The 11,987-nt window shown below is 57.7% G+C and carries 10 protein-coding genes; 4 read left to right on the top strand and 6 right to left on the bottom strand.

All coding sequences use genetic code 11. From position 1 onward, the window contains the following. Positions 1-109: 109 nt before the first annotated feature. On the bottom strand, positions 110-1,402 hold the full coding sequence (locus Poly24_RS08795) for a hypothetical protein (RefSeq protein ID WP_145093454.1): 1,293 nt from the start codon (positions 1,400-1,402) through the stop codon (positions 110-112). Positions 1,403-1,803: 401 nt separating this feature from the next. Between Poly24_RS08795 and Poly24_RS08800 the strand changes: the two genes are divergently transcribed. Beyond that, positions 1,804-4,077 carry a TolC family protein gene (locus Poly24_RS08800; RefSeq protein ID WP_145093457.1) on the top strand — a complete coding sequence of 758 codons (2,274 nt, stop codon included), beginning with the start codon at positions 1,804-1,806 and terminating at the stop codon, positions 4,075-4,077. Positions 4,078-4,245: 168 nt separating this feature from the next. On the opposite strand, the gene Poly24_RS08805 is transcribed toward Poly24_RS08800, so the two are convergent. The 3 genes from Poly24_RS08805 to Poly24_RS08815 form a co-directional block, all read right to left on the bottom strand. Then, complete coding sequence (locus tag Poly24_RS08805; protein WP_145093460.1) at positions 4,246-6,219, bottom strand: sodium:solute symporter family transporter; 1,974 nt, start codon at positions 6,217-6,219, stop codon at positions 4,246-4,248. After that, positions 6,216-6,785 carry a glutathione S-transferase family protein gene (locus Poly24_RS08810; RefSeq protein WP_145093463.1) on the bottom strand — a complete coding sequence of 190 codons (570 nt, stop codon included), beginning with the start codon at positions 6,783-6,785 and terminating at the stop codon, positions 6,216-6,218. Before Poly24_RS08810 ends, Poly24_RS08805 begins: the two co-directional genes overlap by 4 nt. Before the next feature lie 222 nt (positions 6,786-7,007). Continuing rightward, positions 7,008-7,628, bottom strand: a complete 621-nt coding sequence (locus tag Poly24_RS08815) for a hypothetical protein (RefSeq protein WP_145093466.1) — start codon at positions 7,626-7,628, stop codon at positions 7,008-7,010. Positions 7,629-7,965: 337 nt separating this feature from the next. Here Poly24_RS08815 and Poly24_RS08820 point away from each other — a divergent pair, with 337 nt between their 5' ends. Further along, complete coding sequence (locus tag Poly24_RS08820; protein ID WP_197452433.1) at positions 7,966-8,409, top strand: TadE family protein; 444 nt, start codon at positions 7,966-7,968, stop codon at positions 8,407-8,409. 56 nt (positions 8,410-8,465) lie between these two features. Further along, positions 8,466-8,936, top strand: a complete 471-nt coding sequence (locus Poly24_RS08825; RefSeq protein WP_145093471.1) for a TadE/TadG family type IV pilus assembly protein — start codon at positions 8,466-8,468, stop codon at positions 8,934-8,936. Between the two features lie 134 nt (positions 8,937-9,070). On the opposite strand, the gene Poly24_RS08830 is transcribed toward Poly24_RS08825, so the two are convergent. Further along, complete coding sequence (locus Poly24_RS08830) at positions 9,071-9,307, bottom strand: hypothetical protein (RefSeq protein ID WP_145093474.1); 237 nt, start codon at positions 9,305-9,307, stop codon at positions 9,071-9,073. 352 nt (positions 9,308-9,659) lie between these two features. On the opposite strand from Poly24_RS08830, the gene Poly24_RS08835 reads away from it, so the two are divergent. Then, positions 9,660-10,889, top strand: coding sequence for a DUF1015 domain-containing protein (locus Poly24_RS08835; protein WP_145093477.1), 1,230 nt, complete (start codon positions 9,660-9,662; stop codon positions 10,887-10,889). On the opposite strand, the gene Poly24_RS08840 is transcribed toward Poly24_RS08835, so the two are convergent. Beyond that, positions 10,874-11,890 carry a hypothetical protein gene (locus Poly24_RS08840; RefSeq protein WP_145093481.1) on the bottom strand — a complete coding sequence of 339 codons (1,017 nt, stop codon included), beginning with the start codon at positions 11,888-11,890 and terminating at the stop codon, positions 10,874-10,876. The genes Poly24_RS08835 and Poly24_RS08840 overlap by 16 nt on opposite strands. Between the last annotated feature and the right edge of the window lie 97 nt (positions 11,891-11,987).

The following is an 11,987-nucleotide window of genomic DNA, read 5'->3' on the forward strand; positions in this document are numbered from 1 at the left end:
ATTACGACTCGCTTGGCTTTGAGTTCAGGTCACCCCGCATCCAAGTTGAGATCACGTTACGTGGCTTCGCGGACGGAATTGTTTTGCACTTATCCGGCTGTTCGGCAGATCAGGTTTCCTGGGCGAAGAAGAGCAGTGGATAGACGTGCGATTGACCGTCGGTCTTGGCGACTGCCGGCTGGTCTTTATCGCGCGGCGCGGGCAAAACCGCGGCTTCGATCCAGCGGCGGTCTTTGTTGAGGATTTGGTTCCGCAAGACTCGGGCAAATTCGGGACTGATCCCCGTCTCTGGTGTCCCAAAGATCTCGTCGCCGATCTCGCGGACCAACGGTTCCAGCCGTTCGTTGGCCAATTGCATCGCCGCTTGCGCTCGATCGGTGCTCCAGTTTCGAGACCAGACCTGCCGTAACGCTTGATTCTCCACGATTGCGTCGCGAACGATCGAACCGGCCAATGCCTGCAATTGCGCGTCGCTGGCGACCTCTTGCAAAACCAGGGTGACCTCTTTGCGAACCGCTTCGTTTTTAACGACGTCTCGCAAAATGTCCTTCACGGCAGTGACAATGGCGTCGACGTGCGATTCAAAGACTGGAATCGCCTCCTGTTCCATAAAACGCTCCCATTCGCGTTGGCTGAGGTCGCGTTGCGGGAGCGGCGATTTGTCGTACATGATCCGCCAACCAAACCGAAACAGCGACGCACGGTCCCAGATCTCTTGGCCGATCTCGGTGGCCACCGGTTCGCCATGGGCTCGGACGATTGGTAGCAATTCACTGCGGACCAGCGGTACAACGCGGTCGTTGATCAATTCCGCTTCGAAACGTTTGCCGATCGCATCGATCTCCGCTTGGTGGGCGCGAACCGCTTGAACAAGCGCTTGTTCGATCACGGGGACGCTTTCCCGCAGCGTCTGTTCGATCACCGGTTTGAACGCTTCGGTCAGTTCGGGGCCGTGCAGCCGTTGCGCTGCGGCGATCCTATTTAAAATGGCCGTTCGGCGATCGGACGGCAGCAAGATCTCCACCGCTTCGGCTAGGGTGCCGCGATTGCGACAATAGATGAATTCGTAATGCGATGCCGGCTGCGGGCCGTACCACTGGATGACCGCCGTCGGCTGGGGGTCTGATTCGGCGCTGGAGGTTGCATGGCCGACCTGACTCCACTGGCCACTCGCGTCGACAGCAAATACGGCGTCGCCATGCCGCAGCGGTCCGTTGGGCAATTGAATCGGAAAGGATTCACTGCGACGAAAGAGGTGCGTCGCGATTTCGGTTACGCGGGACGCTTCGGCGGCGCGACTTCGCGCGGCGATCGCGATCGCCACCAGGCATCCGATCCAAAATAGGACTCCCAACAGCGTCGTCAGTTTCCAGCGGAGCTGCGGCCAATCGGAAGAGGACATCGATAAAGTCTGCCTGCGGTTGTGACAAGGGAACGAACCAGGGGCGTGCGGACGCCGGTCGCCGCCATTCAGCATGACAACCGATCGACCGAGCGCCAATTGCCCCGCGTGGCCCCCGTGAATGGGGGAGGATTGCCAAGGAGAGACGGATGCTGGGGATTGCTAGCGGATGCGATTGGATTCAAGAAACGAGCGTTTTGCCTGGCATGAGTCGAATTGAAAAGAAAATCTTCGATTCTGGCGTGAAGTGTCAAAGTTTAACGGTTGGGCTGACGATAAGGATTGTAGCGACACGAGTACGCCCAGCTTTGGGGTCGGGGTGTCGAGGGGGGTTTCCAGGGATTGTTGCGTCAACCAGTTAGTGGAGCTGGGGCGTGACCCATCAGAGGAAACCGAGACGGATGTATCGCAAATTTTATCAATACGCAGTCTATCTGCAGATCGCGCTGATCGTCATGGCAACGGGTTGTCGTACTCCGACACAACCGTTCTACCTGCACGAGGACGGCGATCTTTCGCACTACTTGGACACCGCCACCGCGATCGAGTATCCGGATGTCGAACTGCCCAGCTTAGAGGACGTCTTGCAAGCCAAGGCCCCGCTGACGGTCGACAATCACGAATACGAGTTCTGGGATGTGACGTTGGAAGAGTGCGTTTCGATCGCACTGAACAACAGCAAGATCCTTCGCACGGTATCGGGTACCGCGCAACAACGTCAGAACACGGCGGCTCAGATTCTGAGCGGTTCGCCTGACGGGTTGGGCTCGTCCTTCGATCCTGCGATTCAATCATCGACCACCCAGTCGCTGCCTTTGACCGTTGATAGCAACGGCAACCGCACGCTGCCTCGTGGTGCGATCCGATCGACACAGGTTGGCGGCGTGGAAGACGCGTTGGCTGAATTTGACGCTCAAATGAGCGGCTTCTTGAGCTACGACACGACCGATCGGCCTCGAAACGTCGGAGCCAACAACGTCTTTAATCCTCAGCAGTTCCGCGGTTGGGACAGCACGCAACAGTTGGCATTGTCCAAGCGGACAGCCACCGGTGGCGTCGCGACCCTTCGCGAACAGATCATCTATTCACGCAATAACATTCCAGCCGGAATCACTGGCAACCTTGGCCGTCTGGTTCCCAGCGACTACACCGTCGTACTGGAAGCCCAGGTCCAACATCCTTTGATGCGAAACCGAGGCACGATGGTTAACCGGATCCCCGTGGTCCTGGCCAGTTTAAATGAAGACAGTTCGTTGACCGAATTTGAATCGCTGGTCCGCAACTTGGTTGCTGACGTCGAGAACGCTTACTGGGAACTTTATTGTGCCTATCGCAATGTCGAAACAACACAGATCGCCCGCGATAGTGCTCAAGCGACCGCTCGCTTCGCACAATTGAACTTGGAAAGTGGTTCGGGAACGGCTCAAGACGTCGCTCAAGCCGAAGAACAGTTCTTCGCCTTCAGCGCTCAATTGACGATCGCCTTGGCGGGAACCAACCTTCCCGGTAACGACCCGTTTGGTGTCTACGGCCGCGAACGCGAACTCCGCAACTTGATGGGGATCGCCTCGACCGATGGACGCCTGGCACGCCCGATCGACGAACCGTCGCTGGCTGCCGTCAAGTTCGACTGGCATGAATTGACTGCCGAAGCCCTCTACCGCAGTCCTGAATTGCGTGCACAGAAGATCCGCATCAAACAACGTGAACTCGAATGCTTGATCGCCAAGAACCAGATGCTTCCCGACCTGAACGTTTCGTTCTCGGCCCGTTGGGTCGGCGTCGGCGACACCCTGGGGCCATCGAGCCGCGACGGTGGAAACATTCCAGGCAACGATTTTCCGAACTCTGCCCTGGCTGATTTTACCGAAGGCGATCACACCGAGATCGGAGCACGATTGGAGTTCACACCACCAGCGATTGGATCGCGTCGCGAGAAGGCTCGTGTCCGCAATGCCCAACTGCAACTGCGACGCGACGAAGCGTTCTTGCAGGAGAAGGAATTGGCGATGGTGCATCAATTGAGCGACGCGGTTGGAAAGCTGCGAGTTCACTACGACCTGATCCACAACAGCTTCCAACGCTGGGCTGCCGCAGAACGCGAAGTTCGCGCTCGGTTGGCGGAATACGAAGGTGGCAAATCGCAGGTCAACGTCGTCCTGCAAAGTCAACAACGTCGGGCCTTGGCTCAAATCGAATACTACCGCTCACTGTGCGAATACAACAAATCGATCGCTTACGTCCATTACCTCAAGGGCACCCTGCTGGATTACAACAACATCTGCCTCAACGAAGGGCCATGGAACGACAAGGCGTATTGGGATGCGTTGGAACGTGCTCGTGAACGCGACGCTAGCTACTTCCTGAACTACGGCTACACACGTCCAGGCGTTGTCCGCCAAGGCCCTGTGAAGAAGAACGTCAGCAACGTGATGATGGATCACGAGACGGTCATGGGGAACGAAGGTGGCGAGATTTATTACGAGGAATCGATGCCGATGGAAGTGCTGCCGGGTGAAGCCGAATTCGACAGCATCAACCCACCGTTGAGTAACAACGCGGCACCGAGCCCACGTCCCACGACGTCGGCGATGGATTCCAAACCACGATCGTCAATCGCACCGGCTAGCTACCAGACAACCGGTGGCACCACGTCGAATCCTTATCGATCTTGATCGAACGAGTCGTCCAGGCTGGTACCGGCCCGCGAGAACATCCTCACTCGCGGGCCTTCAAAAACCACTGGCGACATCACAATTTCCATGGGGGTGGAGACCACAGGTCTTGGATCTGTGGAGCCCGGCGCAATCGCGCCGGGCTTTTTTCGTTTCCACGGCGGGTGCTTAGCCCGCGTCGACTCCATCGGCGGCAATCGCGGTCGGCTGCTTGGCACCAAAGAAAGCCTGAACGATGCTTCGCGGCGGCGGAGGAGTTATCAGGCACCCGACGACGGCGCCGATCACCGATCCCAACACGCCGACGATCATCGGATCAAACGACAGTGGTTCGAACGCGCGAAGACTTCCATACATCAGGTACCCGATGCCATACATCGACATGAACGTGAAGAAGCCGGACAGCATCCCGCAAACTGCGCCAAACGAATTGAAGCGTGGCCAATAGACGCCCAGGAAGACGGGGATCAAAAACGAAGAGGAGAGTCCACCGGAGGTGAAGACGACAAGGTCCTGGAGGAACTTGGGAGGGCTGATCGCAACCAACATCACGATCGTGCCGACCGAAAAGGTGCAACCGTAGCTGAGCATCTTGACGGTCCGATCCGAAACATCCCCCTTGACCATCGGTTGATAAATATCGCGGACCAACGATGACGAGATCATTAGCATGAAGCTATCGACGGTCGACATCGCGGCAGCAAACGGAGCGGCGATCAGCAGGCCCGCCAGCCAGGGCACATCGGCCGCCGAAGCCGCTGTCAGCGAGAGCGCGGCCATGATCCGATCGGGATCTTGGTCCAAGCCCGGTACCAAGACGCGGCCACAGACAAAGATCAAGACCAGGGGGAAATAGATCGCGCCGAAGTAGAAGGTCAAGAAAATCATCGATCGCTTCAACGTCCGCACGCGATCAAAACTCATCTGTCGAACCATATTGCTCGGCTGTCCTGATCCACCGATCGACCAAAACAGGAAGAACGAAAAGGCTAGCGACAGAGGCATGAAACCCGCGCTCGATCGCGCGCTCGGCCCCGGTGCTGTGGTATAAACGCCCGGCTTTCCCGCGCCATACGCATAGGGGTGGAAGTCGTCCAATTCGACGGTTAGTCCCGCGGGTAGCGGCGGCACCGATCCCTTCAGCAGGTCCTGGCGGATCCGCTGTTTTTCGTCGACCCCCACGATTTCGACGGTCTTGATCGCCGCGGAACGCCCCGTTTCGGAATCGATGTAGGCTGCTGCGTTGGTGCGAAACAGGCGGTCGGGTGCGACTTCGAACCAGGTATCCATCGGCACCCGCGTCGCGGAATCGCTCGCAGACGACGCGGTAAATTGAACCATCCCCAGGTGCGGTGGCTCCATCTTTGACAACGTTTGGGTTGCTTTCGTCAGCCCTCCCACCTGTGAGAGGACCAGAATCAACAAGCCCAACACGCCAAACAGCATCACGATGCCTTGCAGCACATCGGTCCAAACGACCGCCCGAAATCCACCGAGCGACGTGTAGACAATTACCATCGACGAGAAGACAAACAATCCCAACAGGTAACCCGGGTCATCGGCTTGCAGGATTGGGATGTCGCTGGTGAGTTGCTGGACATATCCGGCGGCGGTTTGCCAGAAGACAAAATCATGCAGCAGCGACTGCAGGATCACGCCCGCCATTTTGAACTGAGGGACGAGATAGATACTCATCAACACCACGATCATCGCCGTCGCCAGACCGCGAACCGCATAACCGGGAAAACGGAGCCCAATCATTTCGGGCATCGTGATCGATCCCGTTTCTTTGGAGATCCGGTTCAGTCGTTTTCCCAACAGGCCTAGCGAGACCAAGGGGACCGCCATGTAGCCAGCGATCCACAACCCCAACACCCAACCGTGGTTGTAAATTTTCGCTGGGAAGCCACCAAACGAACCGGCCGATGCGCTGGTGGCGGCAAACGTCAACGTAAAGGCGATCCAGCCAAGATTGCGGCTGCCCAGGAAATATTCCTGCAAGAACGCTCGTTTCTGCAGAACGACCTGGCTGGCAACGGCCAACAGAACGACCGCTACCGAATAGAGGATGAATGTCACCAGGGCGGCAATCGGTGTGCCGGTTTCGGTGACCGCGAAGACTTGCAATGCGGAAAGGTTCACGACGCATCCTCCGAGCTGTTGGTTTGCATTTGCGGTTCCTGCTCCAGCAAGTCGTCGTCATCTTCACGCAGGACGAACAGCGCGAAGAACAACGTCGCCAACGAGGTGGCGCACCAGGGAATCGTGATCCCCCAAAAAATCCAAGAGGGCATTCCCAGGGTGACTGCCACCGTCTCGGAGTCGCCGGAATAACCTTTCCATCCGCTGTAGATCAGCGTCCAAGCCAAAGCGGTCAGGCCGATGCAGCCGACAAACTTCAATTCTCGCAACGAGTTCAGATACGACGTGTCGTATTGAACCGGACTGTCCTGGAGATCCGTAGATCGCTCACTGGAATTCACGTTCACCTCAATTGCGGTCGAAGGATGGGTGAGCGTGTCGCCGGGAAGGAAGGGCGGAGGCGACAACGCAAGGTGGGCTGACCAAAGCCGATCGATCGACTGCAGGGCCTCTAACAGAAAAGCTTGGGCGGCAAAGCCAGCCTTTGGGTTAAACCACGTGCGTTGCGACGAGCGTCGTTCGATCAGATCGGGGGCAGGATGCGGTGCAGAACAATACCGAGGCATCGGTTGCTAGCACCCTTGCACCATTCAACCTCTCGGGGGGCGCTTTGGCAATAAGTTAAACCCGAAGTTCGCGCAGAGGAGCAGATTTTTTCGCTTCCGCCGAAGCGTCGTTCACTGCGCCGCCGTGGCAGTGAACGAACGTTGCAAGATTGCAGCGGGAAAGAAGTGCGGAAGAATCAACCGCTAAGGCAAAGTGGAGGGGGGAGCGTTGCCCGACAGCAACTATTCGTTCAACGCCAGCTTGGTGGGCGTCGCTAGCACTTGGGCACTCGCGACCGGAGTTGCCAACACTTGCTCGTTTGGAAGTTCTTGAGGTGGGGTTGGTTCGCGCGGTTCTTCCATGCCCGGTTCTGGATACACATAGTCTGGATCGGATTCGATCCTTCGGCGGTGTTCGGCAACCGCTTTGGCATAGCGTTCCGCTTGGGCATACACCTCTTCATAGACTTCGGCATGCGCGTCGTAATTGAACTTGGAGGTTCGCGACATCAGCGTCCCCAACGGAGTGCGTCGGTAGGCGACATAGAGCTTGTGAGTCTTAAAGAACAGACCGCCGCGCCAGCTGTAAACCTCCACCAAGTCGTTCATGTCGTCGAACGTTTTTGACGGATTCTTGCCAAGGGTTTGGGCAACCAATTCGGGGGTGACTTTGTTGTCAGGGTCGGCGTTGACGTCAATATTCAGGACGACCAAATCGTTGTAGGCCTTCTCGACGCCCACCCGTGCCACTTTGTAGTCATAAGCAATCGCAACGATCAGCACTCCCAATACACCGTAAAGAATGTAGCTGCGAGTTCGCGATGCTTTCTTCGGTTCCATGCTGTTGGATGTCTCAACGCTCATAATCTGTCCCCCCTTGAAGTGTACGGTGCCATTATCGCGTGATTATGGGGGCTCCTGGCACCTCAATGCAATTGGTGAGTTTGTAAAACCGAGAAAAAACATCCAAATATATTGTGGCGATCTTTCCACCCGTAGTGAGGGCTCGCTTTGCTTTGCCTGTGAGGGCGTTCTTCGCGTTTGATTCGAAGAACCGTCTCAATCGGAACCGACCTCCGTTGTGGCGGCCCGATCTTGCAGTGAAATCGACGTTCGCGATTCGAATTGAAAACTAAGGTTCGCAATGAGGGAGTTGTATTTTCCGTCAGCGCTCCCGATGGATTTATTTGGACCTCCAGCCGTGACAACCAAACTGAGAAAATCGAACCGACAAGGCGCCGCGGTCGTGGAGATGGCGATCTGCCTTCCCGTGCTGATCACGTTGACCGTCGCCACAATCGACGTTTGCTCGGTGATGTTCTTAAAAGAATCGCTGTCAATCGCGGCTTATGAAGGGGCACGCGTTGGAATCGCCCGTGGTGGAACCAATGAGTTGGCGACCGCTCGGGTGAAAGAAATTTTGAATGAACGCGGGATTCAATACAGCAATTCCGACGTCGTGCAGATCCAAAGGACCAACAGCCCCACCAGTGGTGGATTTAATTCCGCGGAGACCTTGGAGCATTGCCGGGTCCGGGTTCGCGTCCCGGCCAGCGGGAACGTTCTATCGCCGGCAAAGTTGTTTACCAGTGGGAATATCGAGTCGTTTGTTTGGATGCGGAAAGAGTACGCCAACCTCGATTGACGCGGAGACGCGCGAGTCGTTCGTTCGCCATTTATAAATAGACGGGCTTTGCTTTCATGAATCGATCACATCCAACCATTCCGACCGACCGCCGCAGACGCCGCTTTGGCAATCGTCGTTGGCAGGATCGTCGTGGAGCGGCGATGGTCGAATTCGCAGTCGTCGCGAACACGCTGTTCTTGGTGCTTTTCACCTGCATCGAATTCTCTCGGCTGAATCTGATTCGCAATACCGCCCAGAATAGTGCCTACTATGGGGCACGTGCCGCGATGGTTTCGGGGGCAACGGCTCAAGATGCTATCGACACGGCCAAGGGCTTGTTGGACGCGATCGGTGCCAAGGGAGTCACCGTGACGGTGAACGATGGCCAGGCGCTGTCGTCGGCGACCGAGAAGATCGCCGTCAAGGTCGAGGTGCAGTACAACAAGAATGCGTTTTTCGCACCGCTGTTTATTGCCAACCACAAATGCGTGGCCACTTCCAACGTCAAAGCCGAACGTTACGACTTCTTCTTTGACGGCACCTAATCGTAGCGCAAGGCAGTGGCGGCAGCGAATTTATTCCGCTGACGCAATCTCATGCGTCGAAGTCCGCGTGACGGTATCGAATGTCAACGAACGCCTTCGATATTGGCGTTCGCTGTCGATCCGTCCTTCCGGGACTATTGGCCGCGAAGCTTCTCTTCGGCTCGAGCTGCTCGCAATGCCGCCGCTTCACGCGGTAGCTTAAATTCCGGACCCGATGGGAAGTATTGCACATCGTCGTCCAGGTAGTAGGCACTTGGCAGGGTTTGCCCGGCGACACTAACTTGGCAGCCAGTCGAACCGACCAAGATCATGGCCGCCAGCGACAGGCAACCAACCAGTTCGAGCAAGTGGGATGGGTTCTTTCGAGGCATCGTTGAATCTCTTGGAAGTTTCGGCGGTAGACACCAACGGGGTTCCGCCAAAGTCTTGGCTCGCACAAATTACGCGTTAGAATCGTTATCGGTCCGACAACCCGCACAACTTGACCATTTCCCGATCCTTTCTGCACAGCGGTTTGCTATCGCCGGGGCTTTGTTCGCCGCGGAAAGTCGGCTAGGCTTCGCCTTTTCCGAGCGTCCGACAAACGCCGGGCAATTCCGCGATGCCCCCCTTCTGCGCATTCGGATTGCCTCCTGGCCGGCTCGTGTCCAACAGCCGCCGCAGCATCGGACCAGGAATCCGCCCCTCACCGACTGAATCTTCCTTTTAAAGAAGTCCAACACGATGCCACGAATTAAAGCCTTCCGCGCGTTGCGTCCCCAAGCCGACAACGCAGCTAAAGTCGCCTCGGTCCCCTACGACGTGTGCGACCGCGACGAAGCGGTTGAATTGGCCGCTGGAAATCCCGATTCGTTCCTGCACATCGTTCGTCCCGACATCGATCTGCCGGCCGATACGAATCCCTACGACGACGCGATCTACGCCAAAGCATCCGACAACCTGCAGCGTTTTCTCCGCGATAACGTCCTGCAACAGGACGAAGGGGACGCGATCTTCCTGTACCGCCAGGTCATGAATGGCAACAGCCAAGTCGGCGTCGTCTGCTGCTGCCACGTCGAAGATTACGAAAATAACCTAATCTTAAAGCACGAAAAAACACGCAAAGCAAAAGAGGACGACCGCACGCGTCACGTCCTCACCTTGGGCGCTCACACCGGTCCGGTCTTCTTGACCTACCGCGACGACAGCAAGACCAACGCGATGGTCGAAACCGCGATCACCGACGCGCCGCTGTATGACTTCACCGCGGCCGATGGCGTTCAACACACCGTCTGGAAGATCGACAATGCGGCCGATTACGTTTCCGCATTGTCCGCCGTTCCTAAGTTCTATGTCGCCGACGGACATCACCGCGCCGCCAGTGCTTGGCGAGCCGGAGCCGAACGCCGCGACAACAACCCCAACCACACCGGCGACGAAGAATACAATTGGTTCCTGACGGTTCTGTTCCCCGCCAGCCAATTGAACATCTTGTCGTACAACCGCGTCCTCAAAGACCTCAACGGCCAATCGGTCGAACAGGTCCGCGAGAAACTGGGGCAGTTGGGCACGTTTGAACCGATCACCGATCCCGTGCCGCCTACCGCCGGTTCGTTCTGCTTCTACCTGGGCGGATCGTGGTACCGATTGACACTGCCCGCCGATTCGATCGATCACAACCATCCGATCGATTCGCTCGACGTGGCGCTGCTGGAACAACGCGTCCTGCAACCGATCTTCGGTATCGAAGACGTCCGCACCGATCCGCGAATCGATTTTGTCGGCGGCATCCGCGGCACCAAGGCTTTGGAAACTCGCGTCGATTCGGGCGCGTGGGCCTGTGCGATCTCGATGTACCCGACGTCGATCGAGCAGTTGATGGGCGTTTCGGACGCCGATGAGATCATGCCTCCGAAGAGCACTTGGTTCGAACCGAAGCTTCGCAGCGGACTGTTGGTTCACTTGTTGGACTGATCCGCCGCGGCCTGTTCGGCCATCGTTTCCATCAGCTGCCGCGCCTTGGCAGCTGCTTCGTAGGCAAGATCGCCGGGCTGTTTCCCCAGCTCGGCGACGCTCAGCCACCACGCGAGTGCTTCCTCTCCGCGACCGCTCGCTTGCAATCGATCGGCGATCGCGGTCATCGGTCCCGCTTGCACCCCGATCGGCAACTGGTCGACCTTTCGCTCCCAAGTCGCAAGCGACGCAGCGACCTCCGGCCCGGCGGCGGTTCGCCAGCGGATCGCATCGGCCAGTCGCGCCAACAGCGGATCGGTGGGATCATTGCTGGCCCGCGCCAAGACAGCATCGGCTCGCTGCCGATTCGTTCCCGTCAGCAGCCAACTGGCCGCGATCACGCGAACCGCGGGGTCGGCGTGCTGAAGCCCCGCCACCGCCGCTTGGTCGCGGGCAGCGTTGATCGGCGGACGAGACCACGCGATCGGCAGCAGACTGTACAAACACGATGGTGGCGCCGCGGCGTGGAATCCTGCGGCGATCGCCAATGCCGCCGAATGCTTATCGACAGCCGCGGCGGCATGCATCAGGTAACCGTAAGCGATCAATTGACGCCATCGCGGCTTGGCTCGTTTGACATATTCACCCATCGGTTTCAAACAGGCTGCGAACTGCCGGTTGTTGAAGTCTTCAAAGGCCTGCTGGACCTCGGCTCCCTCCCCCGACCAATCGACCTGAATCCAAACGATCCGGTCGTCGTCCAACTCCCGCCGGGCGAGCCCTTCGGCCGACGAGCGATCGGCGACGACGATCTGCAATTTGCCCTGTTGGAACGACTCGATCGTGCCGCTCAATTTTCGCAGCGGCTGGGGCAACCAACCGGTCTGGCCGACCGAACTGGCCGCCGGCGGAAGGTACCAGATCGCATCGGCCGCGGACGCCCAATGGCCGGGGGAAAACAACGCGATGGCGGCGACAAACGCCAGGGAACAGCAGAAACGTGCGGAGCGTGGAGCAGCCAAAAAAAACTCCCTTTTGGGGGCTGATGACCGAGTGATCGAGGATGAGAACGGGCAGGACGTCAAATATAGCCGAACCAGGGGCCAATTTTCACGCATT

The sequence above is a fragment of the Rosistilla carotiformis genome (assembly GCF_007753095.1).
In the GTDB taxonomy this organism is placed as follows: domain Bacteria; phylum Planctomycetota; class Planctomycetia; order Pirellulales; family Pirellulaceae; genus Rosistilla; species Rosistilla carotiformis.

Bases quoted from the DNA above. Each gene is read 5' to 3' on its own strand.
- Poly24_RS08810 (WP_145093463.1), bottom strand. From the start codon at position 6,785: ATGCCTCGGTATTGTTCTGCACCGCATCCTGCCCCCGATCTGATCGAA.
- Poly24_RS08800 (WP_145093457.1), top strand. From the start codon at position 1,804: ATGTATCGCAAATTTTATCAATACGCAGTCTATCTGCAGATCGCGCTG.
- Poly24_RS08835 (WP_145093477.1), top strand. From the start codon at position 9,660: ATGCCACGAATTAAAGCCTTCCGCGCGTTGCGTCCCCAAGCCGACAAC.
- Poly24_RS08795 (WP_145093454.1), bottom strand. From the start codon at position 1,402: ATGTCCTCTTCCGATTGGCCGCAGCTCCGCTGGAAACTGACGACGCTG.
- Poly24_RS08815 (WP_145093466.1), bottom strand. From the start codon at position 7,628: ATGAGCGTTGAGACATCCAACAGCATGGAACCGAAGAAAGCATCGCGA.
- Poly24_RS08830 (WP_145093474.1), bottom strand. From the start codon at position 9,307: ATGCCTCGAAAGAACCCATCCCACTTGCTCGAACTGGTTGGTTGCCTG.
- Poly24_RS08825 (WP_145093471.1), top strand. From the start codon at position 8,466: ATGAATCGATCACATCCAACCATTCCGACCGACCGCCGCAGACGCCGC.